Below are 24,436 nucleotides of genomic sequence, written 5' to 3'. Positions count from 1 at the left end.
GGCGGGGATGCGCAGCATTCAGGAATTGGTGCGCATCATGCCGTACAGCTCGTTGAGCAACTTGCGCCGGCTGAATACCAGCTGCCAGCGGTGCCCGCCAAGCTGGCGCCACAGGCGTGCGGCGCGGATCCCGGCCAGCAGCAGTGCGCGGATCTTCGAGGCGTTGCTGGCTTGCTGCAGGAAGCGCATGTCGCCATGCACCTGAATGCGCTGGCGCAAGGTGCTCAGGGTGTCCTGATACAAGGCGCCACTGGAAGCGATGACATTCTCGTGGGTCAGGCCGAAGTGATCGGCCTGCCCCTGGATTTGCGGCAGGCGGTTGCCGATGGTTTCCAGCAGGTCGCCACGCTTGGCCAGCTGGCGCTCGAGGCCGAGCATCGACAGGGCATAGCGCAGCGGCTCGCGCTGCAGGCTGCTGGGCTCGCGCTCGAGTGCGCCGACCAGGGCGCGGTAACCGTCGCGCAGGTTAAGGTCATCACCACCGAACACCTCGAGGGTGTCCTTGGGATCCATCACCAGCAGGCTGCCAAGCATGCAGCCAAGCTCGGCGTCATTGGACTGGCCGGTGCGTGCCAGCTTGTCGACCAGCACTGCAGCCTGAAACACGCCGCCCAGGGCAATCAACTGCTCGTGCAGGTTGCTCATGGGCGCGGGCTCCACGGCTCAGCAGTCTCGATCACGCCGCCGCCCAGGCACACCTCGCCATCATAGAACACCACCGACTGGCCGGGGGTGACCGCACGTTGCGGCTCGTCGAACACGGCGCGGTAGCCGCTTTCGGTGCGTTCCAGGGTGCAGCCCTGGTCGCCCTGGCGATAGCGCACCTTGGCCGTGAGGCGGCGCGGGGTGGCGAGGTCGATCGGGTTGACCCAGAAGATGTCCGAGGCGAGCAGGGCGCGGGAGAACAACCATGGGTGCTCGTTGCCCTGGCCGACCACCAGCACGTTGCGGGCGAGGTCCTTGACCAGCACGTACCACGGGTCGTCACCGGCGTCCTTGAGGCCGCCGATGCCCAGGCCCTGGCGCTGGCCGATGGTGTGGTACATCAGGCCGTGGTGGCGACCGATGACTTCACCTTCGGTGGTTTCGATGTTGCCCGGCTGGGCCGGCAGGTACTGCTTGAGGAAGTCGCTGAAGCGCCGCTCGCCAATGAAGCAGATGCCGGTGGAGTCCTTTTTCTTGGCAGTAGCCAGGCCATGTTTCTCGGCGATGGCGCGCACTTCGGGTTTTTCCAGCTCGCCGACCGGGAACAGGGTGCGGGCGATTTCCTTGCCGCCGACGGCATGCAGGAAGTAGCTCTGGTCCTTGTTCGGGTCCAGGCCCTTGAGCAGCTCGGTCAGCTCGCCGGTGTCGCGCCGGCGTACATAGTGACCGGTGGCGATCAGGTCGGCACCGAGCGACAGCGCGTAGTCGAGGAAGGCCTTGAACTTGATCTCGCGGTTGCAGAGGATGTCCGGGTTTGGCGTGCGCCCAGCCTTGTACTCTTCAAGGAAGTGCTCGAACACGTTGTCCCAGTACTCGGCGGCAAAGTTGGCCGTGTGCAGCTTGATGCCAATGCGATCGCACACGGCCTGGGCGTCGGCCAGGTCTTCGCGGGCGGTGCAGTAGTCGGTGCCGTCGTCCTCTTCCCAGTTTTTCATGAACAGACCTTCCACCTGGTAGCCCTGCTCTATCAGCAGAAGGGCGGAGACGGAAGAGTCGACGCCGCCGGACATGCCGACGATGACGCGGGTCTTGGCGGGGTCTTTGAGTGCTGGGCTGGTCATGGCTACCGATGTGTATCAGGGAAAAAGGTCGATTCTATCAGGCCCGCTCGTGCGCGTCAGTCGCGCAGCAAGGCGAGGCTGTGCAGCGGGCCTGCCAGGTAGTCGTCGATGCAGCGCGGCACCAGCTCGCTGCGCCAGCGTTGTGGCTCGGCCAGCAGCTCGGCGCGGGTCATCCACAGCGCGCGGGTTATATCGCTGTCGAGGGCGCGTTGCGGATGGTGCCGGACGGGGCGGGCAGCGAAGCAGATGCGTTGGTAGGTGACGCCGTTACTGGGGGCGGTGTACAGGTAGATGCCCACCACGCCGGTCAGTTCGACGTCCCAGGCGGTTTCTTCGAGGGTTTCGCGCAGGGCGGCCTGCTGCAGGGTTTCGTTGGGCTCGAGGTGGCCGGCCGGTTGGTTGAAGACGTGCTGGCCGGCTTTGAATTCCTCGACGAAGAGGAAGCGGCCCTGGTCTTCGACCACGGTGGCTACGGTGATGTGGGGGTGCCAGGTCATAGTGGAATCCTGAAAAGCACAAACCCCGGTGCGTGGCCGGGGTTTGTGGGGTTACTTCAAGCGAACCTTACAGCGCAGCAATTGCGTTGTTGAGGGTCTGGCTTGGACGCATCACCTTGGCGGTCAGCTCGGCATCCGGGGCGTAGTAGCCACCGATGTCGACTGGCTTGCCCTGTACGGCGTTGAGTTCGGCGACGATGGTCGCTTCGTTCTCGGTCAGGGTCTTGGCCAGCGGGGCGAAGCGCGCTTGCAGCGCAGCGTCGTCGCTCTGCGCAGCCAGGGCCTGAGCCCAGTACAGGGTCAGGTAGAAGTGGCTACCGCGGTTGTCGATACCGCCAACCTTGCGCGAAGGCGACTTGTTATTGTCGAGGAACTTGCCGGTAGCCTGGTCCAGGGTGTTGGCCAGAACCTTGGCACGTGGGTTGGCGTAGGTGTCGCCCAGGTGCTCGAGCGAGGCCGCCAGAGCGAGGAATTCACCCAGCGAATCCCAACGCAGGAAGTTCTCTTCGACCAGCTGCTGCACGTGCTTGGGTGCCGAACCGCCAGCGCCGGTTTCGAACAGGCCACCGCCGTTCATCAGCGGCACGATCGACAGCATCTTGGCGCTGGTGCCCAGCTCCATGATCGGGAACAGGTCGGTCAGGTAGTCGCGCAGAACGTTGCCGGTCACCGAGATGGTGTCCTTGCCTTCGCGGATACGGGCCAGGGAGAACTTGATCGCCTCGACCGGCGGCAGGACGCGAATGTCCAGGCCAGTGGTGTCGTGGTCTTTCAGGTACTTCTGGACTTTCTCGATCATCACGCCGTCGTGGGCGCGTTCCGGGTCGAGCCAGAACACCGCTGGGGTACCGCTCAGGCGGGCACGGTTGACGGCCAGCTTGACCCAGTCCTGGATCGGCGCGTCTTTGGTCTGGCACATGCGGAAGATGTCGCCGGCTTCGACGTTCTGTTGCAGAACCACGTTGCCTTTGCCATCAACGACGCGCACGACGCCATCGGCCTTGATTTCGAAGGTCTTGTCGTGGGAGCCGTACTCTTCGGCTTTCTGCGCCATCAGGCCAACGTTTGGTACGCTGCCCATGGTGGTCGGGTCGAAGGCGCCGTTGACCTTGCAGTCTTCGATGGCAGCCTGGTAGATACCGGCGTAGCAGCGGTCCGGGATCACGGCCTTGGCGTCTTGCAGCTCGCCGGCAGTGTTCCACATCTTGCCCGAGTCACGGATCATGGCCGGCATCGAGGCGTCGACGATTACGTCGCTCGGCACGTGCAGGTTGGTGATGCCTTTGTCGGAGTTGACCATGGCCAGGGCTGGACGTACGGCGTAGAGGGCCTGGATGTCGGCTTCGATCTGCGCTTGCTGGTCAGCTGGCAGGTCCTTGATGCGGGCGTACAGGTCGCCGATGCCGTTGTTGGCATTGAAGCCGATGTCAGCCAGCGCTGCAGCGTGCTTGGTCAGCACTTCACCGTAGAACTCTTCGACGATGACGCCGAACATGATCGGGTCGGAAACCTTCATCATGGTTGCTTTCAAGTGCACCGAAAGCAGTACGCCGCTGGCCTTGGCATCGGCGATCTGCTCGGCGATGAAGGCTTTCAGGGCTTTGCGGCTCATGGTCGCGCAGTCAACCACTTCTGCGGCTTTGACAGCGGTTTTTTCCTTCAGAACGGTAGTTGCGCCGTTCTTGTCCAGCAGTTCGATGCGCAGGCTGTCGTCAGCTTCGATCAGTGCGGCTTTTTCGCTGCCGTAGAAGTCACCTTGGCTCATGTGGGCCACGTGCGATTTCGAATCGGAAGCCCAGGCGCCCATTTTGTGCGGGTGCTTGCGAGCGTAGTTCTTGACCGAAAGCGGCGCGCGGCGGTCGGAGTTGCCTTCGCGCAGTACCGGGTTCACGGCGCTGCCCTTGATGCGGTCGTAGCGCGCGCGGGATTCTTTTTCGGCAGCGCTGGCAGGCTCGTCGGCGTAGTCAGGGACGGCGTAACCCTTGGCTTGCAGTTCCTTGATCGCAGCCTTGAGCTGAGGCACCGAGGCCGAGATGTTCGGCAGCTTGATGATGTTGGCTTCAGGGGTGGTGGCCAGTTGGCCCAGCTCCGCCAGATGATCGCTTACCTGCTTGTCTGCGCCGAGTTGCTCCGGGAATGCCGCAAGGATACGGCCAGCCAGGGAGATGTCGCGAGTTTCGACGGCGATGTCAGCCGAGGCGGTGAACGCTTCGACGATCGGCAGCAGCGAATAGGTGGCGAGGGCAGGGGCTTCGTCGGTGAAGGTATAGATGATCTTAGAGCGGGTGGGCATGCGGGTTAACTCTCTGTTTTGCTGAGCGTACTCGAGTCTCGGGGTGCGCTGGGTAGGCGCATCGCCCACGGCGCGCCATGGGCAAAAGGTCGAGAGGCTACGAGCGGTGATGGTGGATGCATCAGTCGAGCGTCAAGCGGCTGGGATGCGGTAACAGCCCAGACTTTGTGGCCTTCGAGGGCCGGGGGCAAGCCGCGATTTCCGGGGATTCGCCCCCATGACCTTACGGTCAGGGCCGGAGTATACCAAACCCTTTGGGCTAATCAGCAAGGCCAAGTGGTATCAGCGCATTTATAAGACCAAAGACTTACCTGCAATGTGGTGCATTGCCGCAGGTACAAGCCCGGCCTTGCAGGTCGGCAGATGTGGTTTAGGCTGATTGGATCGCATGATGTCCAACCACACCCGACTCCGGAGTAGTGCAAGCATGGGATACCAGAAAATCACGGTGCCGACCGACGGCGCCAGGATCACCGTCAATGCCGACCATTCACTCAATGTGCCCGACAACCCGATCATTCCTTATATCGAAGGCGATGGCATCGGGGTCGATGTTTCCCCGGTGATGATCAAGGTAGTCGATGCCGCGGTGCACAAGGCCTACGCCGGCAAGCGCAAGATCGCCTGGATGGAGGTCTATGCCGGTGAAAAAGCTACGCAGGTGTATGACCAGGACACCTGGCTGCCGCAAGAGACCCTCGACGCAGTCAAAGAATACGTGGTGTCGATCAAAGGCCCGCTGACCACACCGGTCGGCGGCGGCATCCGCTCGCTGAACGTGGCCCTGCGCCAACAGCTTGACCTGTATGTGTGTCTGCGCCCGGTGGTGTGGTTCGAGGGTGTGCCGAGTCCGGTGAAAAAGCCGGGAGACGTCGACATGGTGATCTTCCGGGAAAACTCCGAAGACATTTATGCCGGCATCGAGTGGAAGGCCGGTTCGCCCGAAGCCATCAAAGTGATCAAGTTTCTCAAGGAGGAAATGGGCGTCACCAAGATTCGCTTCGACCAGGACTGCGGCATCGGCGTCAAGCCGGTCTCCAAGGAAGGCACCAAGCGCCTTGTGCGCAAGGCGTTGCAGTATGTGGTCGACAATGACCGCGAGTCGCTGACCCTGGTCCACAAGGGCAACATCATGAAATTCACCGAGGGCGCGTTCAAGGACTGGGGCTACGAGGTGGCCAAGGAAGAATTCGGCGCCGAGTTGCTCGATGGCGGGCCGTGGATGCAGTTCACCAACCCCAAGAGTGGCAAGAACGTGGTGGTCAAGGATGCGATCGCCGATGCCATGCTGCAGCAGATCCTGCTGCGCCCGGCAGAGTATGACGTGATTGCCACGCTCAACCTGAACGGTGACTACCTGTCCGATGCGCTGGCGGCAGAAGTGGGCGGGATTGGCATCGCGCCTGGGGCGAACCTGTCGGATACGGTGGCAATGTTCGAAGCGACGCACGGTACCGCGCCCAAGTATGCCGGCCAGGACAAGGTCAACCCGGGGTCGGTTATCCTCTCGGCCGAAATGATGCTGCGGCATATGGGCTGGACCGAGGCTGCCGACCTGATCATCAAAGGGACCAACGGCGCAATTGCGGCGAAAACCGTTACCTATGATTTCGAGCGCCTGATGGACGGCGCCACGCTGGTGGGTAGCTCAGGCTTTGGCGATGAGATGATCAAACACATGTAGACACGAAAAAACCGATCGCCTCGTTCAAGAGGCGATCGGCCCGTTCACATCTCAGCGGCAGACAAATGGTCAGACAGTGGCCTTCGTGCGTTCAGTCGCCGGATCTGCTGAACTTGTGACCTCGGCTTTGGCGTCGCTGATGTTCACCGCGTGCAGGCCCTTGGGGCCCTGGATGATTTCGAACTTGACCAGCTGGCCGGCCTTCAGCGTCTTGTATCCGTCCATTACGATGGCCGAATAGTGGGCAAAGAGGTCTTCAGTCTTGCCGTCCTCGTTGATGAACCCATAGCCCTTGGCATTGTTGAACCACTTGACTTTACCGCTTGTCATCCCTATGTCCCTCTGCAAAGGACTCCATCACTGGAGTATCATCCACGTATCCGCATACGAACCTTGCGAAAAATCTGGTTGACTGCGCGGATCTTTATCGCCCACGGTGGGTTCTATTGGTTGTAACACCGTTTTGCCGATAGTCAAGGTCATGCGGCGCCTGCGCCGGCGCCAGCTCTATGCGGTCAACCCACAACCTTAACTTGTCGATGTGATGAAATTCTTTCCATGCATGCACACAGTCAGATTCGACTAACATTCAATCAGGATGGTCCTCAGACCAACGAGGACGATGGCTCCGGTCTGGCTGTTCAAGAAGCCAAGCCGATCCTGCAGGCGCCACCCATGTACAAGGTGGTTTTATTCAACGATGACTACACGCCAATGGATTTCGTCGTCGAAGTGCTCGAGACGTTCTTTAGTTTGAACCGCGAGCTGGCGACCAAGATCATGCTGACCGTCCATACCGAAGGGCGGGCAGTATGCGGATTGTTTACCCGCGATATCGCCGAAACGAAGGCGACGCAGGTCAACCAATACGCCCGGGAGAGCCAGCATCCGCTACTCTGTGAAATCGAGAAGGACGGTTAATCGCCGACCACTTGGGTATGAGGTGAAGCTATGTTAAACCGCGAGCTCGAAGTCACCCTCAATCTGGCCTTCAAGGAGGCCCGTTCGAAGCGTCATGAGTTCATGACCGTCGAACATCTGCTGTTGGCACTCCTTGACAATGAGGCGGCCGCAACCGTTCTACGCGCCTGTGGCGCCAATCTCGACAAGCTCAAGCACGACCTGCAAGAGTTCATCGACTCCACTACCCCCCTGATCCCGGTGCACGACGAAGACCGCGAAACCCAGCCAACCCTGGGCTTCCAGCGCGTGCTGCAACGCGCGGTGTTCCATGTGCAGAGTTCGGGCAAGCGTGAAGTGACCGGCGCCAATGTGCTGGTGGCTATCTTCAGCGAGCAGGAAAGTCAGGCCGTGTTTCTGCTCAAGCAGCAGAGCGTGGCCCGTATCGACGTGGTCAACTTCATTGCCCACGGCATTTCCAAGGTGCCAGGCCATGGGCCTAGCGCCGACAGCGACCAGGACATGCAGGATGAAGAGGGTGGCGAAACGTCGTCCTCGAGCAATCCGCTGGATACCTACGCCAGCAACCTCAACGAGCAGGCGCGTCAGGGTCGTATCGATCCGTTGGTGGGCCGTGAGCAAGAAGTCGAGCGGGTAGCGCAGATTCTCGCTCGCCGGCGCAAGAACAACCCGTTGCTGGTCGGTGAAGCGGGCGTCGGCAAGACGGCCATCGCCGAAGGCCTGGCCAAACGTATCGTCGACGGTCAGGTACCTGATCTGCTGGCGCAGAGCGTGGTCTATTCGCTCGATCTCGGCGCACTGCTGGCCGGGACCAAGTACCGTGGCGACTTCGAGAAGCGCTTCAAGGCGCTGCTGGGTGAGCTGAAAAAACGTCCGCAGGCCATCCTGTTCATCGATGAGATCCACACCATCATCGGTGCCGGCGCGGCCTCGGGCGGGGTAATGGATGCGTCCAACCTGCTCAAGCCACTGCTCTCATCAGGTGATATCCGCTGCATCGGCTCGACTACCTTCCAGGAATTTCGTGGCATCTTCGAGAAGGACCGGGCCCTGGCGCGGCGCTTCCAGAAAGTCGATGTGTCGGAGCCGTCGGTGGAAGACACCGTGGGTATCCTGCGTGGGCTGAAAGGTCGCTTCGAGTCGCATCACCACATCGAGTACAGCGACGAGGCCCTGCGCGCCGCTGCCGAGCTCGCTGCGCGCTATATCAATGATCGGCATATGCCGGACAAGGCCATCGACGTGATCGACGAGGCGGGCGCCTACCAGCGTCTGCAGCCGGAGGCCAATCGGGTCAAGCGCATCGAAGTGGCGCAGGTCGAAGATATCGTCGCGAAAATCGCTCGGATTCCGCCAAAGCACGTGTCCAGTTCCGACAAGGAGCTGCTGCGTAACCTGGAGCGCGACCTGAAACTGACCGTATTTGGTCAGGACCCAGCGATCGACTCGCTGTCGACTGCGATCAAGCTGTCGCGAGCCGGCCTCAAGGCCCCGGACAAGCCCGTAGGCTCGTTCCTGTTCGCTGGCCCTACCGGCGTCGGCAAAACCGAGGCTGCGCGTCAGCTGGCCAAGGCGCTGGGCGTTGAGCTGGTGCGCTTCGACATGTCCGAGTACATGGAACGGCACACTGTGTCGCGCCTGATCGGTGCGCCGCCAGGCTATGTCGGTTTCGACCAAGGTGGCTTGCTCACCGAGGCGATTACCAAGCAGCCGCACTGCGTACTGCTGCTCGACGAGATCGAGAAGGCCCACCCGGAAGTCTTCAACCTGCTGCTGCAGGTGATGGACCACGGTACCCTGACCGACAACAACGGGCGCAAGGCGGACTTCCGTAACGTGATTCTGATCATGACCACCAACGCCGGCGCCGAAACCGCTGCGCGGGCTTCGATTGGCTTCACTCATCAGGACCATGCGTCGGATGCGATGGAAGTCATTCGCAAGAGCTTCACGCCGGAATTCCGCAACCGTTTGGATACCATCATCCAGTTCGGTCGCCTGAGCCACGAGACGATCAAAAGCATCGTCGACAAGTTCCTTATCGAACTGCAGGCTCAGCTGGAAGACAAGCGTGTACTGCTTGAGGTCAGTGATGAGGCACGTGGCTGGCTGGCTGCCAGCGGCTATGACGTGCAGATGGGTGCCCGGCCGATGGCACGGCTTATCCAGGACAAGATCAAGCGGCCCTTGGCTGAAGAGATCCTGTTCGGTGAGCTGGCCGAGCATGGCGGCGTGGTGCACATCGAGCTACGTGATGGCGAGTTGGTGTTCGACTTCGAGACCACTGCCGAAGTGGCGTGATCGAGCAGAGTGGGCTGCCTCGGCGGCCCTTTTTCTTTGGCCACAAAAAAGCCCGGCACATTGGCCGGGCTTTTTCATGACTGGAGCTTAACGGGCGCGGTAGGTGATGCGGCCCTTGCTCAGGTCGTAAGGCGTCAGCTCGACGCGGACCTTGTCGCCGGTGAGAATACGGATGTAGTTCTTGCGCATTTTTCCGGAGATATGCGCGGTTACGACGTGCCCATTTTCCAACTCCACGCGGAACATGGTGTTGGGCAGGGTGTCGACGACAGTGCCTTCCATTTCGAAGCTGTCTTCTTTCGACATGCAGTAAAGCCCTCGGTATCCAGTGTAGGCCCGACGCGCAACTGCACCGGGCAAAAAAGTGGCGTGGATTATGCCCGAAAAGAGTATTTCAAGCCAATGCTTTCAATTGAGGCTGACCCAACGTTGGTTGATCAGCAGTTCGATGGGGCGATACTGGGTCTTGTAACTCATCTTTTTGCAGTTCTTGATCCAGTAACCAAGGTACACCGCCTCAAGGTTCTGGCGCAGTGCATCGCTGATCTGCCAGAGAATGGCGAAGCGCCCTAGACTGCGGCGTTCTTCATCCGGCTCGTAGAAGGTGTACACCGCCGACAGCCCGTTGGGCAGCATATCGCATACCGCCACCGCAAGCAGCCGCCCATTCAGGCGAAACTCATAGAACCAGCAGAATGGCAGATCGCGCACCAGAAAGGTGGAAAACTGATCGCGACTGGGTGGATACATGTCGCCGTCGCTGTGGCGCTGCTCGATGTAGCGCCGGTACAGGTCGAAGTATTCCTCCTTGAACGATGGCCGGGCGGCAGTTACCTGCAGGTCGCTGTTGCGCTTGAGGATACGCCGCTGCTGGCGATTGGGGATGAAGCGGGCGACGGGGATGCGCGCCGGTACGCAGGCGTTGCAGTTCTGGCAATGCGGGCGATACAGGTGGTCGCCACTGCGGCGAAAGCCCATTTCGGAGAGGTCGGCATACACATCGACGTCCATCGGCTGGCTAGGGTCGAGGAACAGCGTGGTGGCCTGCTCATCGGGCAGGTAGCTGCAGGAGTGGGGCTGAGTGGCATAGAACTTCAACCGCGCCAACTCTGTCATGATCGACCCCTCGGCAAGACGTAGTCCTAAGTGTAAGCCAGCTGGGCAAACTCGCCTAGCGAACCCAGCTGATGTCGACGGTCTGGTCGAGGTCGTGTGCGAGGTGCTCGGCAAAGCTGGCGCGGCTGATTTCGCGGGCGCCGAGGCTGTGCAGGTGGTTGGTTGGCATCTGGCAGTCGATCAGGACGAAACCGGCCGCACGCAGGTGCTCGACAAGGGTAACGAAGCCCACTTTGGAGGCGTTGTCGGCGCGGCTGAACATCGACTCGCCAAAAAACAGCCGGCCCATGGCCAGGCCGTACAGGCCGCCGACCAGCTCGCCGTTCTCGCGTACTTCCACCGAATGGGCGAAGCCGCGCCGGTGCAGCTCGCAGTAGGCTGCGCGCATGGGGTCGGTGATCCAGGTGCCGTCGGTGTAGTCGCGTGGCGCTGCACAAGCGGCAATTACCGTTTCGAAGTCAGTATCGAAACTGACCTGGTAACGCTGCTGGCGGATCAGCTTGGCCAGCGAGCGTGACACGTGCAGCTCGTCGGGGAACAACACCGTGCGTGGGTCGGGTGACCACCAGAGAATGGGCTGACCATCCTGAAACCACGGAAAGCAGCCATGCCGATAGGCCTGAACCAGGCGCTCAGGGCTCAGGTCACCGCCAGCGGCAAGTAATCCGTTGGGCTCCTGCAGAGCCTTTGTCAGGGGCGGAAAGGTCAGCGAGTCGCGGGTCAGCCAGGTCAGCATGGGCGTCATGTGCAGTGGGGGAGGGGAGGGCTGACAGCATGGCCCGCCCTCGTCAGCAGGTCAATCCAACGCCAACCCGCAGCGCTGACGCTCGCCAAGGCAATTGCCAGCAGATTTTTCAGGCAATCGGCACCAACCCGAGGCTTTGTTGTCACACCTGTGCAAAAACACAGCATAAGCCTTTGTCACGCAAGGCAATGCGTGCTCAAATTGCACCCATGAAAGTTTGCTCACCGTTCGCGCCCATCCGGCGCGCCGCCATGGCGGCTGGCGGGCAGTAATGTTAAAAGTACGGGTTCATTGACCGGACATCGGGTCGATCACTACTGGACGCGCAGCAAGCGCAGGAATAGACGCGTTTTGAAGAAATCCACCGCAACTCCGCCCCCTCTGCCGGTACCGATGTGGCGCCAGCAGTTGCATTATCGCCTCAAGGAAGGTGCGCTGATCGCCGTCGGCGCGCTGTGCCTGTACCTGTGGATGGCGCTGCTGACCTACGACACCGCCGACCCAGGCTTCACCCACACCAGCAATGTCGATCAGGTGCAGAACGCGGCTGGCCGCGCTGGCGCGTACTTCGCCGACATTCTGTTCATGGTGCTGGGCTACTTCGCCTATATCTTCCCGTTGCTGCTGGGGATCAAGACCTGGCAGATCTTCCGTGAGCGCCATCAGCCGTGGCAGTGGAGTGGCTGGTTGTTCTCCTGGCGGTTGATTGGTCTGGTGTTTCTGGTGTTGTCGGGCGCAGCCCTGGCCCATATCCATTTCCACCCGTCGGCAAGCCTGCCGTTCTCGGCCGGCGGCGCGCTGGGCGAGAGCCTCGGCGACCTGGCCCGCAGCCTGTTGAATGTGCAGGGCAGCACCCTGATGTTCATTGCCCTGTTCCTGTTCGGCCTGACGGTGTTCACCGATCTGTCCTGGTTCAAGGTCATGGACATGACCGGCAAGATCACCCTCGACCTGTTCGAGCTGGTGCAAGGTGCGGCCAATCGCTGGTGGGAAGCTCGCAACGAGCGCAAGCGCCTGGTGGCGCAGCTGCGTGAGGTCGACGAGCAGGTCGACACGGTCGTAGCGCCGGTGGTGGCCGACAAGCGCGAGCAGCTCAAGGCGCGCGAACGCATCATCGAGCGTGACGACGCGCTGACCAAGCACGTTGCCCAGCGCGTGCAGCAGCCGGCGCCGGTGATCATGCCAGCCCCGGTCAAGGCGCCGGAGCCGAGCAAACGCATCCTCAAGGAAAAACAGACGCCGCTGTTCGTCGACAGTGCCGTCGAAGGCACTCTGCCGCCGATCTCGATCCTCGATCCGGCAGAAGAAAAGAAAATCGAATACTCGCCAGAATCCCTGGCCGGTGTTGGCCATCTGCTGGAAATCAAGCTCAAGGAGTTTGGTGTCGAGGTCTCGGTTGACTCGATCCATCCTGGCCCGGTGATCACTCGTTACGAGATCCAGCCGGCAGCCGGGGTCAAGGTCAGCCGTATCGCCAACCTGGCCAAGGATCTGGCCCGTTCCCTGGCCGTGACCAGCGTGCGGGTGGTCGAGGTGATCCCCGGCAAGACCACCGTCGGTATCGAGATCCCCAACGAGAACCGGCAGATGGTGCGCTTCTCCGAGGTGCTGTCGTCGTCCCAGTACGATGACGCCAAGTCGCCAGTAGCATTGGCTCTGGGTCACGACATCGGCGGCAAGCCGGTGATCACCGACCTGGCCAAGATGCCGCACTTGCTGGTGGCCGGTACCACCGGCTCGGGTAAGTCGGTGGGGGTCAATGCCATGATCCTGTCGATCCTGTTCAAGTCCGGCCCGGAAGACGCCCGCTTGATCATGATCGACCCGAAAATGCTCGAGCTGTCGATCTACGAAGGCATTCCGCACCTGCTCTGCCCGGTCGTTACCGACATGAAGGACGCAGCCAACGCCCTGCGCTGGAGCGTTGCCGAAATGGAGCGCCGCTACAAGCTGATGGCGGCCATGGGCGTGCGGAACCTGGCCGGCTTCAACCGCAAGATCAAGGACGCCCAGGAGGCAGGTGAGGTCATTCATGACCCGTTGTACCGTCGCGAGAGCATGGATGACGAGCCGCCAACCCTGAAAACCCTGCCGACCATTGTCGTGGTGGTCGACGAGTTCGCCGACATGATGATGATCGTCGGCAAGAAGGTCGAAGAACTGATCGCCCGTATCGCGCAGAAGGCGCGGGCGGCAGGTATTCACCTGATCCTCGCTACCCAACGGCCATCGGTTGACGTCATCACCGGCCTGATCAAGGCCAACATCCCGACCCGTATGGCGTTCCAGGTGTCGAGCAAGATCGACTCGCGGACCATCATCGACCAGGGTGGCGCCGAACAGCTGCTGGGTCACGGTGACATGCTCTACATGCCGCCGGGCACCAGCCTGCCGATCCGCGTGCACGGTGCCTTTGTTTCCGACGAAGAAGTCCACCGCGTGGTGGAAGCGTGGAAGCTGCGTGGCGCGCCGGACTACAACGACGACATCCTCAATGGTGTCGAAGAGGCCGGCAGCGGCTTTGAAGGCAGCAGCGGTGGCGGTGATGACGATGCCGAAACCGACGCCCTGTATGACGAAGCCGTGCAGTTCGTACTTGAAAGCCGCCGCGCCTCGATCTCGGCGGTGCAGCGCAAGCTGAAAATCGGCTATAACCGCGCCGCGCGGATGATCGAGTCGATGGAAATGGCCGGGGTAGTCACCGCCATGAACACCAACGGCTCGCGCGAAGTGATTGCGCCGGGCGGCCCACGCGATTGATCATCACCCTGCCGGGCGCCAATCACGGCGCCCGGCCCATCTACTGTTCAACGAGGATTTCCATGCGCGCGATTCGCATGCTGTTGGTTTCCGCCCTGGCTCTGGGCACCCTGTCGGCGCATGCCGGCGAGAACGATGTGAAGCGCCTGACCGATTTGCTCGAGAAGTCGCAGACCATCGAAGCCAATTTCTCCCAGCTGACCCTGGATGCCGGCGGTACCAGTCTGCAGGAAACCACGGGCAAGATGACCGTCAAGCGTCCGGGCCTGTTCTACTGGCATACCGATGCGCCGCAGGAGCAGGTGGTGGTCTCCGATGGCCAGAAGGTCACCCTGTGGGACCCGGACCTGGAACAGGCCACGGTGAAGAAGCTCGATGTACGTTTGAACCAGACCCCGGCGCTGCTGCTGTCGGGCGATGTCTCCAAGATCAGCCAAAGCTTCGATATCACCTCCAAGGAGCAGGGCGAGGTGATGGACTTCACCCTCAAGCCTAAAACCAAGGACACCCTGTTCGATTCGCTGCGCGTGTCGTTCCGCAAAGGCCTGATCAACGACATGCAACTGATCGACAGCGTCGGCCAGCGCACCAACATCCTGTTCAATGGGGTCAAGGCCAACCAGCCGGTGCCTGCTGACCGCTTCAACTTCAAGATTCCGCAAGGCGCGGACGTTATCCAGGAGTAATCAGAGGCCGTCATGGACCTGTTTCGTAGCGAACCCGTCTCTCAGCCACTGGCTGCCCGGCTGCGTCCGTCCAACCTGGACGAGTATGTAGGCCAGGAGCACCTGCTGGCGCGCGGCAAGCCGCTGCGCGAGGCGTTGGAGCAGGGAGCGCTGCACTCGATGATCTTCTGGGGCCCGCCGGGGGTTGGCAAGACCACCCTGGCGCGGCTGCTGGCGCAGTTCTGTGATGCCCACTTCGAAACGGTCTCGGCAGTATTGGCCGGGGTCAAGGAGATCCGCCAGGCGGTTGAGGTGGCCAAGCAGCAGGCGGCTCAATACGGCCGGCGGACCATCCTCTTCGTCGATGAAGTGCACCGCTTCAACAAGTCGCAGCAGGATGCATTTCTGCCGTTCGTTGAGGACGGCACGCTGATTTTTATCGGTGCGACCACCGAGAATCCCTCATTCGAATTGAACAACGCCTTGCTCTCGCGGGCGCGCGTCTATGTGCTCAAAAGCCTGGATGAGGATGCGTTGCGCAAATTGGTCAATCGCGCCCTCAGCGAAGAGCGCGGCCTGGGCAAGCGTCAGCTGACGGTGGGCGATGAAGCCTTCAAGATGCTCATGGCCGCTGCCGATGGTGACGGCCGGCGCATGCTCAACTTCCTCGAAAACGCTTCGGACCTGGCCGAAGACGGTGCTGATATCGGCGTTGATCTGCTGCAGAGCCTGCTCGGCGACAGCCGCCGGCGCTTCGACAAGGGCGGCGAAGCGTTCTACGACCAGATATCGGCGCTGCACAAGTCAGTGCGCGGCTCCAACCCGGATGGCGCGCTGTACTGGTACGCGCGCATGCTCGATGGCGGCTGCGACCCGCTGTACATCGCCCGGCGCGTGGTGCGCATGGCCAGCGAAGATATCGGCAACGCCGACCCGCGGGCGCTGAGCCTGTGCCTGTCGGCGTGGGACGTGCAGGAGCGCCTTGGCAGCCCGGAAGGCGAGCTGGCGGTGGCCCAGGCCATCACTTACATCGCCTGCGCGCCGAAGAGCAATGCGGTGTACATGGGCTTCAAGGCGGCCATGCGCGAGGCAGCCGAGCACGGCTCGCTGGAAGTGCCGCTGCACCTGCGCAATGCGCCGACCAAATTGATGAAGCAACTGGGCTACGGCGAAGAATACCGCTACGCCCACGATGAGCCGGATGCCTACGCCGCAGGCGAAGACTATTTCCCGGACCAACTCGAACCACGACCTTACTATCAGCCAGTGCCACGCGGCCTGGAACTGAAGATCGGCGAGAAGCTGCGCCACCTCGCCGAGCTCGATCGCAACAGCCCTCGCCAGCGGAGAAAACCATGATTGCCTTGATTGCGGCCGTCAGCGCCGGCGGCGTCGCCGGCACCCTGCTGCGGTTTGCCACCAGCAACTGGGTCAGCGCCCACTGGCCACGGCACTTCTATCTCGGTACGCTGGCGGTCAATCTGGTCGGCTGCTTGCTGATCGGCCTGCTGTATGGGCTGTTTCTGTACAAACCGATGGTCCCGGTCGAGCTACGCGCTGGTTTGATCGTCGGTTTTCTCGGCGGGCTGACCACGTTTTCGTCATTTTCGCTCGATACCGTGCGCCTGCTGGAAAACGGCCAGATACCGCTGGCCCTGGGCTATACCGCTATTAGCGTATGCGGCGGGTTGCTTGCCACCTGGGCCGGCCTGTCGCTAACCAAATTCTGAACCAACACACCTATAACGAGAGAACGATATGCTCGATGCCAAACTGTTACGCGGCCAACTTCAGGAAGTGGCGGATCGCCTGGCCTCCCGTGGCTTTAGCCTGGATGTCGCGCGCATCGAATCACTGGAAGAGCGCCGCAAGGCGGTGCAGACCCGTACCGAACAGCTGCAGGCTGAGCGTAACGCCCGTTCCAAGTCGATCGGCCAGGCCAAAGCCAAGGGCGAAGACATCGCGCCGCTGATGGCTGATGTCGAGCGCATGGCCAACGAACTGGCGGCCGGCAAGACCGAGCTGGACGAGATCCAGGCTGAGCTGGACGGTATTCTGTTGACCATCCCCAACCTGCCGGACGCCAGCGTGCCGGTCGGTGCCGATGAAGACGGCAACGTCGAAGTGCGCCGCTGGGGCACCCCGCGTGCCTTCGACTTCGAGGTCAAAGACCACGTTGCCCTGGGTGAAATCAGCGGTGGCCTGGACTTCGAGACCGCGGCCAAGCTCTCCGGCGCACGCTTTGCCCTGCTGCGTGGCCCGATCGCCCGCCTGCACCGCGCCCTGGCGCAGTTCATGATCAACCTGCACACCAGCGAGCACGGCTACGAAGAGGCCTATACCCCGTACCTGGTGCAGGCGCCTGCCTTGCAGGGCACCGGCCAGTTGCCGAAGTTCGAGGAAGACCTGTTCAAGATCAGCCGCGAAGGCGAAGCCGACTTCTACCTGATCCCGACCGCCGAAGTGTCGCTGACCAACATCGTTGCCGGCGAAATCCTCGACGCCAAACAAATGCCGATCAAGTTCGTTGCGCACACACCGTGCTTCCGCAGTGAAGCCGGTGCGTCGGGCCGCGATACCCGCGGCATGATCCGTCAGCACCAGTTCGACAAGGTCGAGATGGTCCAGATCGTCGAGCCGAGCAAGTCGATGGAAGCGCTGGAAGGCCTGACCGCCAACGCCGAGCGCGTCCTGCAACTGCTGGAGCTGCCGTACCGGGTATTGGCCCTGTGCACCGGCGACATGGGCTTCAGTGCGGTCAAGACCTATGACCTGGAAGTGTGGGTGCCGAGCCAGGACAAGTTCCGCGAGATCAGCTCGTGCTCCAACTGTGGCGACTTCCAGGCGCGCCGCATGCAGGCGCGCTGGCGCAACCCGGAAACCGGCAAACCCGAGCTGGTACACACCCTCAACGGCTCCGGGCTGGCGGTAGGCCGGACCTTGGTTGCAGTGCTCGAGAACTACCAGCAGGCCGACGGTTCGATCCGTGTGCCGGAAGTGCTCAAGCCGTACATGGGCGGCGTCGAGGTCATCGGTTAAATGGATTACCTGCCGCTGTTTCACAAGTTGCAGGGCGGCCGGGTACTGGTCGTCGGCGGTGGCGAAATCGCCCTGCGCAAGGCGCGCTTGCTGGCCGATGCCGGCGCCGCGCTGCGCGTGGTGGCGCCGCAGGTCGACAGCCAGCTGATCAGCTTGACCGAGGCAACCGGCGGCGAGGTGCTGGTGCGTGGCTACCAGGTCACGGACCTGGAAGGGTGCCGGCTGGTGATCGCTGCCACCGACGATCCGCAGCTCAATGCTCAGGTGTCGGCCGAAGCGCAGGCACGCAGCCTGCCGGTCAATGTGGTCGATGCGCCGGCGCTGTGTACGGTGATCTTCCCGGCCATCGTCGATCGCTCGCCGTTGGTGGTAGCAGTGTCCAGTGGCGGCGATGCGCCGGTGTTGGCGCGGCTGATCCGGGCCAAGCTGGAAGCCTGGATTCCGGCGGCCTATGGGGAGCTTGCCGGGCTTGCCGCGCGGTTTCGCCATCAGGTGAAATCGCTGTACCCGGACGTCAATCAGCGCCGCGGCTTCTGGGAGACGGTATTCCAGGGCCCGATTGCCGAGCGTCAGCTGGCCGGGCAGAGCGCTGAAGCCGAGCGTTTGTTGCAGGCGATGGTCGACGGCGCACCGGTGCAGCAGGGCGGTGAGGTGTATCTGGTGGGGGCTGGTCCGGGTGATCCGGACCTGCTGACTTTCCGTGCCTTGCGCCTGATGCAGCAGGCCGATGTGGTGCTGTACGACCGCTTGGTGGCACCGGCGATCATCGACATGTGCCGGCGCGATGCCGAGCGGATCTACGTCGGCAAGCGCCGCGCCGATCACTCGGTGCCGCAGGAACAGATCAATCAGCTGTTGGTTGAGCTGGCCTTGCAGGGCAAGCGCGTACTGCGGCTCAAGGGCGGCGACCCGTTCATCTTCGGCCGCGGTGGCGAAGAGATCGAAGAGCTGGCCGAGCATGGTATTCCGTTTCAGGTAGTCCCAGGCATCACCGCTGCCAGCGGTTGCTCGGCCTACGCCGGGATTCCGCTGACTCACCGTGATTACGCGCAGTCTGTGCGCTTCGTTACCGGTCACCTGAAGGACGGTAGCAGCAACCTGCCGTGGCACGATCTGGTTTCACCCGGGCAGACTCTGGTGTTCTACATGGGCCTGGTCGGCTTGCCGACGATTTGCGCTGAACTGATCCGCCATGGCCGTGCGGCGACTACGCCAGCGGCCTTGGTGCAGCAGGGCACCACGCGTAATCAACGAGTGTTCACCGGCACGTTGGCAGATCTGCCGGCGATGGTGGCCAAGCATGAAGTGCATGCGCCGACACTGGTAATCGTCGGTGAGGTGGTGCAGTTGCGCGAGAAGCTGGCCTGGTTCGAAGGCACTCAGGACTAAGCTGCGCTGTTCTGTTTGAAACTCGGGGCCATTGCGGTCAGGTTGTAGAAACCTGCTGCAATGGCCCCGAGTCGTTTCAGGGTTGTGGGCCTAGAACAGCGGTATTGAATAGCTGACGGTCAAACGGTTCTGATCCTGATCCCACTCGCTGGGCACACCGCTGCGCAACATGCCATTGCGCCAGCTGAACCCCAGCCCCTTGAAGGTGCCGCCCTGCACCACATAATCCAGGGCGATATCGCGCTCCCATTCCTTTTCGTCGCCTCCTGAGGCCATGCGAATATTCGTGCCCTTCAGGTAGGTGACCGATGCCACCAGCCCTGGCACCCCGAGTGCGGCGAAATTGTAGCCGTATTGACCAAAAGTGGTGCGCTCGCCAGCGCGGGTAAAGCTGGTCACCAGGCGGTCAGTGAACAGGTAGATGCTCGACCCTGCGGCGCCTTCGCCGGTATTGCCCTGGTTGAGCTGAACGAAGTTGCCACTGTCGGACACGCGCTGATGCCCGAGCAGTACGCTGTGGCCGCCAATGGCATAGGTGAACATGGCGCTCCAGGTATCGTTGTCGATCTTGCCCGGCGTATCGGCCAGGCCACTGACGCGATAACCCTCGCCGCGCCCGCTGGCCGAATCGTTGCGTCCGCTTGCATCGGTCTTGAAGTAGCGCAGGTCGGTGGTCAGCGACTGGTTGTCGCTCAGTGCCCATACATGCACCAGGCCGCCGAAGTGCTGCACGTAATAGTCTTCGAGCTGGGCGGCGTAGTACTGCAGCTTGAGCGCCTTGCTCAGTTGATAGTCGGCACCGGCGAAGATGAACTCGTTGCTTTGCTCGGTGCCGCCCGCCACGGCCAGCCCTGAGCGGTTGGTCGAGGCGCGCCCGGTGGCATGCTCGAGGCGCCCGCCGATGAGGGTCAGGCCGTCGATTTCTTGCGAGGTGATCATGCCGCCTTCAAAAGTCTGCGGTAGCACCCGACCATCGTTGGCCACCAGAATCGGCAGCTTGGGCTGCAAGGTGCCGTAGCGCGCTTCGGTTTTGGACAAGCGCATCTTGCCGGTCAGGCCCAGCCGGCTCCATTCGTCGACAGCGCTGCCGTCGCTGTCGTCGGGGATCATCGAGCTGCCGCGATGATTGCCGGCGCCGCCGTCCAGGCGCACCCCAAGCAGGCCGAGGGCATCCACGCCAAAGCCGACCGTGCCGTCGGTGAAGCCTGACTTGTAGTCGAGCATGAAGCCTTGCGCCCATTCGGCCGTCTTGCTTTGCCCGGCGGCACCGGCGCGGTCGCGCATGTCGTTGTTGAAGTAGTAGTTGCGCAGGTTGAACGTGGCCTTGCCATCTTCGATGAAGGCCGCCTGGGCGGCGGGGACGAGCAGGGCGCTGGTAGCGGTCAGCAGTGAAAGGTGCATTAAGGGCTTTCTTGTCATTGTTGTTTTCCTGATGCAGTGGGGCGCCCAACGCGCGGGCGCAAGAAAGCCGGGCGCGGCAACGCCCGGGTGATGCTCTTCAGTGAGGGCAGTCAGTCAGGCAGCCATTCCTGCAAGGTCAGCTCGACGGTGATGAACGACAGGTTGCGGCCACGCTGCAGGCGGCCGGCGAAAATCTTGCCGTCGGCGTCGGCCAGCACCGCTTGCAGGCTGCTCGCGCCGGGGGCGATTTCACCACTGAGGCTGAGGATTTCCACCCCTGGGCCTGGTACATGGATGTCCTGCATGCCGCTGCGGCCAAGGTACTGCAACTCGCCGTCGATCAGGCTGCCGAGGCCGCCACGGACCACCGCCAGGCTGATGCCGTGGCTGGCGCAAAGGGCTTCGGCGCTGTCGATGATGTCTTCGTTGGGCTTGAGCCGGGCCACTACAAGGCGGCCAAGCCGGCCACTCTGTACCTGCGCTTCGCTCTGGATTGCTGCAGTGTTCATGACGCCTCCTGGAACACCGGATGAAGCAGGTTGAAGTGGGTTTCGGCATCAGGCTTGACCTGATACGCGACCTGGTCGAACAGGCACAGGCGCAGCACCAGCGGCTCGCTGCCGACCACCAACCGGTCGAGCACCAGATGGCCGCCATGCTGCTGGCCGTCGCGGTCGATGAAGCCGGCGTGGCAGTGCAGCAGCGGCGCGCCGTGGGCATCGCGGCCGACGGTGATGGCGCCGCTGACAAAGGTGATATAGCCGTCCAGCACCACCGCCTGGCCGTAGTCGTAGGGCCGCTGCTGGTCAGTGGTGGTGACCATGCGGTGATAGCTCAGGTGCGCCGCGCCGCCACACAGGATGCGCCCGACCGCACTGCGATAGCGGCGGCCCTCCAGCGCCTGCAGCAGGCCCTGGGCAACGTTGCAGGCCAGTGGCAGCACTACGCGCAGTTCTTCGCAGTCCGGCACTTCACAGTCGAGCAAGCGCGGCTGTTGCGGTTGGCCGCCGTGGATGAATACGCGCACGCCGTTGCGCTCTTCAAAATGCGGGTTCATAGCACCGCCTCGCTGGCGTCGAGCAGGGCGCGGATCTGTTTTTTGACGATTTTGCCGTAGCCGGACTTGGGCATCTCGGTCCAGCGCACAAAACGCTTCGGCCATTTATAGCGGGCCAGGCGTGGCTCCAGGTGGGCCAACAGTTGCTCGTCGCTGACCTCGGCAGTGACCACGATCACGGCGCAGCCGCACTCGCCCCACTTCTCGTCGGGCAGCCCCAGTACTGCGACTTCGGTGACTGCCGGATGAGTCAGCAGCGCCTCTTCGATCTCGCGTGGATATACGTTGGAGCCGCCGGAGATGTACATGTCCGAGGCGCGCCCCGTGATGAACAGATAACCCTCCTGGTCAACGTGGCCGAGGTCACCGGTATGGAACCAGCCATGGCGGAAGCACTCGGCGTTGGCCTTGGGATTGTTGTAGTAGCCGGCGAATACGGCCGGGCCGCGTACGCAGATCTCGCCATCGCTGCCGGTTGGCAGTTCAGTGCCGTGCTCATCGAGGATGGCCACCTGCATGCCGGTGCGCGGGTAGCCGCAGGAGCCGACCTTGGCCTGGGGGCTGTCCTCGGCATCGTGGCAGTCCGCCGGCAGCACGGTGATGTTGCCGGTCACTTCGCCAAGGCCGTAGTACTGCACCAGCACCTTGCCCAGGGTGCGCAGGGCGTGGCACTGATCAGCGCGGTACATCGGCGCGCCCGCGTAGATCACATAGCGCAGGCTGCTGTGGTCGTAACGGTCGACGGCCGGGTCTTCGGTGAGCATCTTGACGATGGTTGGCACGGTGAACAGGTTGTCGACCCGGTGCTGTTCGATCAACCGCCAGGCTTCGTCGCAGTCCAGCCGGTCGCCGGCCGGCAGCACGCAGGCGGCGCCACGGGCGGCATTGATCAGGGCATGGATACCGGCGCCATGGGACAATGGCGCCAGCACCAGCGAGCGCGAGTGTGGGCTCAGGCCGGGCATCAGGTCGGCCAGGTGATTGTTGATGACGAATGCCATCTGGCCGTGGGTGAGGATGCCCGCCTTGGGGTGGCCGGTGGTGCCGGAGGTGTAGAAGAACCACAGCGGGTCGTGATAGCTGACCTCGGCTGGGCGAAACGCTGGTTGCAGTGGCGCGCCTTGGTCGAGCAGGGCGTCGTAGCTCAGCTCGCCGTCACGCGGGGCGCCGATGGCGATGACCACGCGCAGTGCTGGCGAAGCTTCGCGCACCGCGTCGACATAGGCCGCCATGCCATCGTCGTAGAGCATCGCCACCGCGCCGCTGGAGCTGCCCAGGTAAGCCGCTTCGGGCGGGGTGATGCGCACGTTGGTCGGCACCCAGACCATGCCCAGGCGGAACGCCACCCAGGCACTCTCGAACAGCTGCAAATTATTGCGCGAGTGCACCAGCAGCTTGTCGCCCTTGCCCAGACCACGCTCGCGCAGGGCCGCGGCGACGCTGTCGACGCGGGTCAGCAGTTGCAGCCAGCTGTAGCTGTCGGCACCGCGGATGAAGCCGGGGGAATCGGGCAGGCGCCGGGCGATCTGGGCGAGCAGCTCGCCGAGGTTCATGACATTGTCGATCCCGGTCATTGCACAGCCTCCAGGATGCTGACGTAGTTGGTTACCGCCGCGCCGCCCATGTTGAACACCCCGGCACGGTCAGCCCGTGGCAGCTGCATGTCGCCAGCCTGGCCGGTTAGCTGCATGGCGGCCATTACGTGCATCGACACGCCGGTAGCGCCGATCGGGTGGCCTTTGGACTTGAGCCCGCCCGACGGGTTGACCGGCAGGCGGCCATCCTTGCGGCTGATGCCTTCGGCAATCACCCGCGCGCCCTGGCCGCGCGGGGCCAGGCCCATGGCTTCGTATTCGAGCAGTTCGGCGATGGTGAAGCAGTCATGGGTCTCGACCAGTGACAGGTCGGCCAGGCTCAAGCCGGCCTCGCTCAAGGCCTGCTGCCAGGCGCGTGCGGCGCCTTCGAAAACGGTCGGGTCGCGGCGTGACAGTGGCAGGTAATCGTTGACCTGTACCGCAGCGCGCAAGCGCACAGCCGGTTGTTGCCCGGGCAGTTGTTCGGCACGGCTGATCACCAGCGCGGCAGCGCCATCAGTAATCAGCGAGCAGTCGCTGCGCTTGAGCGGGCCGGCCACAAACGGGTTTTTCTCGGACGGGTTACGGCAGAAGTCATAGCCGACATCCCGGCGCATATGAGCAAACGGGTTGAGGGCGCCGTTGGCGTGGTTTTTTGCAGCGATCATCGCCAGCGCGTCGGACTGATCGCCGTGGCGCTCGAAGTAGGCCCGAGCGATGTTGCCGAACACACCAGCAAAGCCGTTTTCGATCTGCGCTTCTTCGCGGGCATAACAGCACTTGAGCAGGATCTTGCCGACTTCGGCGGTGGGCAGCCCGTTCATCTTCTCGAAGCCCACCACCAGGGCATGGCGGGCCTGGCCGCTGAGCACGGCCTGCAGCGCCGAGTGGATCGCTGCGGAGCCTGTGGAACAGGCGTTTTCAACCCGCACCGACGGGGTAAAGCGCAGCGCCGGCAGATGATTGGCCAGCAGCGCGGAAGGGAAGTCCTGGTAGATCAGGCCTGCATTGAAGTGGCCGACGTGAATCGAGTCGATCTGCTCGGCGTCGAGCCCGGCGTGCTGCAGGGCGCCGATGGCGGCATCGGCCATCATCTGCTCGGGGTCGATCTCGGGGAACTTGCCGAATGGGGAGTGGTACCAACCGCTGATTACCGGGGAATCCATGAGGTGCTTCCTCGCATGATGTTGTTTGCGAGGTCAATAGCAAGGGCGGTGCCAAGCTCGGT

22 protein-coding genes are annotated in these 24,436 nt (G+C 62.4%); 9 read left to right on the top strand and 13 right to left on the bottom strand.

Annotated elements, in window-relative coordinates; translation table 11 throughout:
• Positions 1–18 precede the first annotated feature (18 nt).
• The 4 genes from hflD to CXQ80_RS15065 form a co-directional block, all read right to left on the bottom strand.
• Complete coding sequence (hflD, locus tag CXQ80_RS15080) at positions 19–645, bottom strand: high frequency lysogenization protein HflD (protein ID WP_101320849.1); 627 nt, start codon at positions 643–645, stop codon at positions 19–21.
• Positions 642–1,766, bottom strand: coding sequence for a tRNA 2-thiouridine(34) synthase MnmA (gene mnmA / locus CXQ80_RS15075; RefSeq protein WP_101320847.1), 1,125 nt, complete (start codon positions 1,764–1,766; stop codon positions 642–644). The genes hflD and mnmA overlap by 4 nt, the downstream gene beginning before the upstream one ends.
• Before the next feature lie 56 nt (positions 1,767–1,822).
• The gene (locus tag CXQ80_RS15070; protein WP_101320845.1) at positions 1,823–2,263 is read right to left on the bottom strand and encodes an NUDIX hydrolase; all 441 of its coding nucleotides are present in this window, start codon (positions 2,261–2,263) and stop codon (positions 1,823–1,825) included.
• A gap of 67 nt (positions 2,264–2,330) precedes the next feature.
• On the bottom strand, positions 2,331–4,556 hold the full coding sequence (locus CXQ80_RS15065) for an NADP-dependent isocitrate dehydrogenase (protein WP_101320843.1): 2,226 nt from the start codon (positions 4,554–4,556) through the stop codon (positions 2,331–2,333).
• A 427-nt stretch (positions 4,557–4,983) separates the two neighbouring features.
• On the opposite strand from CXQ80_RS15065, the gene icd reads away from it, so the two are divergent.
• A complete protein-coding gene (icd, locus tag CXQ80_RS15060) occupies positions 4,984–6,240 on the top strand; it encodes an NADP-dependent isocitrate dehydrogenase (RefSeq protein WP_101320841.1) in 1,257 nt (418 codons plus the stop codon).
• A 69-nt stretch (positions 6,241–6,309) separates the two neighbouring features.
• Here icd and cspD read toward each other — a convergent pair whose 3' ends face one another.
• Positions 6,310–6,570 carry a cold shock domain-containing protein CspD gene (cspD, locus tag CXQ80_RS15055; protein ID WP_178080777.1) on the bottom strand — a complete coding sequence of 87 codons (261 nt, stop codon included), beginning with the start codon at positions 6,568–6,570 and terminating at the stop codon, positions 6,310–6,312.
• A gap of 228 nt (positions 6,571–6,798) precedes the next feature.
• On the opposite strand from cspD, the gene clpS reads away from it, so the two are divergent.
• Complete coding sequence (clpS, locus tag CXQ80_RS15050; protein WP_101320839.1) at positions 6,799–7,161, top strand: ATP-dependent Clp protease adapter ClpS; 363 nt, start codon at positions 6,799–6,801, stop codon at positions 7,159–7,161.
• A 30-nt stretch (positions 7,162–7,191) separates the two neighbouring features.
• Positions 7,192–9,462: an ATP-dependent Clp protease ATP-binding subunit ClpA gene (gene clpA / locus CXQ80_RS15045; RefSeq protein WP_101320837.1), complete on the top strand. Its 2,271-nt coding sequence runs from the start codon at positions 7,192–7,194 to the stop codon at positions 9,460–9,462.
• Between the two features lie 87 nt (positions 9,463–9,549).
• Here clpA and infA read toward each other — a convergent pair whose 3' ends face one another.
• From infA to aat, 3 genes are all read right to left on the bottom strand, one after another.
• Positions 9,550–9,768, bottom strand: a complete 219-nt coding sequence (gene infA / locus CXQ80_RS15040) for a translation initiation factor IF-1 (RefSeq protein ID WP_002553999.1) — start codon at positions 9,766–9,768, stop codon at positions 9,550–9,552.
• Between the two features lie 102 nt (positions 9,769–9,870).
• Positions 9,871–10,578: an arginyltransferase gene (locus CXQ80_RS15035; RefSeq protein WP_101320835.1), complete on the bottom strand. Its 708-nt coding sequence runs from the start codon at positions 10,576–10,578 to the stop codon at positions 9,871–9,873.
• Between the two features lie 55 nt (positions 10,579–10,633).
• Complete coding sequence (aat, locus tag CXQ80_RS15030) at positions 10,634–11,314, bottom strand: leucyl/phenylalanyl-tRNA--protein transferase (protein ID WP_101320833.1); 681 nt, start codon at positions 11,312–11,314, stop codon at positions 10,634–10,636.
• A gap of 402 nt (positions 11,315–11,716) precedes the next feature.
• Between aat and ftsK the strand changes: the two genes are divergently transcribed.
• The 6 genes from ftsK to cysG all read left to right on the top strand — a co-directional run bounded on the left by ftsK (position 11,717) and on the right by cysG (position 19,176).
• The gene (gene ftsK / locus CXQ80_RS15025) at positions 11,717–14,083 is read left to right on the top strand and encodes a DNA translocase FtsK (protein ID WP_178080833.1); all 2,367 of its coding nucleotides are present in this window, start codon (positions 11,717–11,719) and stop codon (positions 14,081–14,083) included.
• A 62-nt stretch (positions 14,084–14,145) separates the two neighbouring features.
• Complete coding sequence (gene lolA, locus CXQ80_RS15020) at positions 14,146–14,769, top strand: outer membrane lipoprotein chaperone LolA (RefSeq protein WP_101320829.1); 624 nt, start codon at positions 14,146–14,148, stop codon at positions 14,767–14,769.
• Positions 14,770–14,781: 12 nt separating this feature from the next.
• Positions 14,782–16,107 (top strand): replication-associated recombination protein A, encoded by a 1,326-nt coding sequence (locus tag CXQ80_RS15015; protein WP_101320827.1) that lies wholly within the window; start codon positions 14,782–14,784, stop codon positions 16,105–16,107.
• A complete protein-coding gene (gene crcB / locus CXQ80_RS15010) occupies positions 16,104–16,478 on the top strand; it encodes a fluoride efflux transporter CrcB (RefSeq protein ID WP_101320825.1) in 375 nt (124 codons plus the stop codon). The genes CXQ80_RS15015 and crcB overlap by 4 nt, the downstream gene beginning before the upstream one ends.
• 28 nt (positions 16,479–16,506) lie before the next feature.
• Positions 16,507–17,787, top strand: a complete 1,281-nt coding sequence (gene serS, locus CXQ80_RS15005) for a serine--tRNA ligase (protein ID WP_101320823.1) — start codon at positions 16,507–16,509, stop codon at positions 17,785–17,787.
• Positions 17,788–19,176: a siroheme synthase CysG gene (gene cysG, locus CXQ80_RS15000; protein WP_101320820.1), complete on the top strand. Its 1,389-nt coding sequence runs from the start codon at positions 17,788–17,790 to the stop codon at positions 19,174–19,176.
• A 90-nt stretch (positions 19,177–19,266) separates the two neighbouring features.
• Here the strand turns inward: cysG and CXQ80_RS14995 are convergent, their stop codons facing one another.
• The 5 genes from CXQ80_RS14995 to CXQ80_RS14975 all read right to left on the bottom strand — a co-directional run bounded on the left by CXQ80_RS14995 (position 19,267) and on the right by CXQ80_RS14975 (position 24,374).
• Complete coding sequence (locus tag CXQ80_RS14995; protein ID WP_101320818.1) at positions 19,267–20,577, bottom strand: OprD family porin; 1,311 nt, start codon at positions 20,575–20,577, stop codon at positions 19,267–19,269.
• Positions 20,578–20,687: 110 nt separating this feature from the next.
• Positions 20,688–21,086, bottom strand: a complete 399-nt coding sequence (locus tag CXQ80_RS14990) for a PPC domain-containing DNA-binding protein (RefSeq protein ID WP_101320816.1) — start codon at positions 21,084–21,086, stop codon at positions 20,688–20,690.
• Complete coding sequence (locus CXQ80_RS14985) at positions 21,083–21,634, bottom strand: hypothetical protein (RefSeq protein ID WP_101320814.1); 552 nt, start codon at positions 21,632–21,634, stop codon at positions 21,083–21,085. Before CXQ80_RS14985 ends, CXQ80_RS14990 begins: the two co-directional genes overlap by 4 nt.
• Positions 21,631–23,208, bottom strand: coding sequence for an acyl-CoA synthetase (locus CXQ80_RS14980; RefSeq protein WP_101320812.1), 1,578 nt, complete (start codon positions 23,206–23,208; stop codon positions 21,631–21,633). Before CXQ80_RS14980 ends, CXQ80_RS14985 begins: the two co-directional genes overlap by 4 nt.
• Positions 23,205–24,374, bottom strand: coding sequence for an acetyl-CoA acetyltransferase (locus tag CXQ80_RS14975; RefSeq protein WP_101320810.1), 1,170 nt, complete (start codon positions 24,372–24,374; stop codon positions 23,205–23,207). The genes CXQ80_RS14980 and CXQ80_RS14975 overlap by 4 nt, the downstream gene beginning before the upstream one ends.
• Positions 24,375–24,436: the final 62 nt, after the last annotated feature.

Source organism: Pseudomonas sp. 02C 26, from assembly GCF_002843585.1.
In the GTDB taxonomy this organism is placed as follows: domain Bacteria; phylum Pseudomonadota; class Gammaproteobacteria; order Pseudomonadales; family Pseudomonadaceae; genus Aquipseudomonas; species Aquipseudomonas shirazensis.
The sequence above is the reverse complement of the archived record's forward strand: the minus strand, read 5'-3'. Positions and strand labels throughout refer to the sequence as shown.

Excerpts from the sequence above, each read along its gene's own strand:
- CXQ80_RS14995 (WP_101320818.1), bottom strand. The coding sequence starts at position 20,577 with ATGCACCTTTCACTGCTGACCGCTACCAGCGCCCTGCTCGTCCCCGCC.
- CXQ80_RS14975 (WP_101320810.1), bottom strand. The coding sequence starts at position 24,374 with ATGGATTCCCCGGTAATCAGCGGTTGGTACCACTCCCCATTCGGCAAG.
- infA (WP_002553999.1), bottom strand. The coding sequence starts at position 9,768 with ATGTCGAAAGAAGACAGCTTCGAAATGGAAGGCACTGTCGTCGACACC.
- lolA (WP_101320829.1), top strand. The coding sequence starts at position 14,146 with ATGCGCGCGATTCGCATGCTGTTGGTTTCCGCCCTGGCTCTGGGCACC.
- mnmA (WP_101320847.1), bottom strand. The coding sequence starts at position 1,766 with ATGACCAGCCCAGCACTCAAAGACCCCGCCAAGACCCGCGTCATCGTC.
- icd (WP_101320841.1), top strand. The coding sequence starts at position 4,984 with ATGGGATACCAGAAAATCACGGTGCCGACCGACGGCGCCAGGATCACC.
- cspD (WP_178080777.1), bottom strand. The coding sequence starts at position 6,570 with ATGACAAGCGGTAAAGTCAAGTGGTTCAACAATGCCAAGGGCTATGGG.
- CXQ80_RS15065 (WP_101320843.1), bottom strand. The coding sequence starts at position 4,556 with ATGCCCACCCGCTCTAAGATCATCTATACCTTCACCGACGAAGCCCCT.
- ftsK (WP_178080833.1), top strand. The coding sequence starts at position 11,717 with ATGTGGCGCCAGCAGTTGCATTATCGCCTCAAGGAAGGTGCGCTGATC.
- cysG (WP_101320820.1), top strand. The coding sequence starts at position 17,788 with ATGGATTACCTGCCGCTGTTTCACAAGTTGCAGGGCGGCCGGGTACTG.
- aat (WP_101320833.1), bottom strand. The coding sequence starts at position 11,314 with ATGCTGACCTGGCTGACCCGCGACTCGCTGACCTTTCCGCCCCTGACA.
- CXQ80_RS15070 (WP_101320845.1), bottom strand. The coding sequence starts at position 2,263 with ATGACCTGGCACCCCCACATCACCGTAGCCACCGTGGTCGAAGACCAG.
- CXQ80_RS14980 (WP_101320812.1), bottom strand. The coding sequence starts at position 23,208 with ATGACCGGGATCGACAATGTCATGAACCTCGGCGAGCTGCTCGCCCAG.
- clpS (WP_101320839.1), top strand. The coding sequence starts at position 6,799 with ATGCATGCACACAGTCAGATTCGACTAACATTCAATCAGGATGGTCCT.
- CXQ80_RS14985 (WP_101320814.1), bottom strand. The coding sequence starts at position 21,634 with ATGAACCCGCATTTTGAAGAGCGCAACGGCGTGCGCGTATTCATCCAC.
- serS (WP_101320823.1), top strand. The coding sequence starts at position 16,507 with ATGCTCGATGCCAAACTGTTACGCGGCCAACTTCAGGAAGTGGCGGAT.
- CXQ80_RS14990 (WP_101320816.1), bottom strand. The coding sequence starts at position 21,086 with ATGAACACTGCAGCAATCCAGAGCGAAGCGCAGGTACAGAGTGGCCGG.
- hflD (WP_101320849.1), bottom strand. The coding sequence starts at position 645 with ATGAGCAACCTGCACGAGCAGTTGATTGCCCTGGGCGGCGTGTTTCAG.
- crcB (WP_101320825.1), top strand. The coding sequence starts at position 16,104 with ATGATTGCCTTGATTGCGGCCGTCAGCGCCGGCGGCGTCGCCGGCACC.
- clpA (WP_101320837.1), top strand. The coding sequence starts at position 7,192 with ATGTTAAACCGCGAGCTCGAAGTCACCCTCAATCTGGCCTTCAAGGAG.
- CXQ80_RS15035 (WP_101320835.1), bottom strand. The coding sequence starts at position 10,578 with ATGACAGAGTTGGCGCGGTTGAAGTTCTATGCCACTCAGCCCCACTCC.
- CXQ80_RS15015 (WP_101320827.1), top strand. The coding sequence starts at position 14,782 with ATGGACCTGTTTCGTAGCGAACCCGTCTCTCAGCCACTGGCTGCCCGG.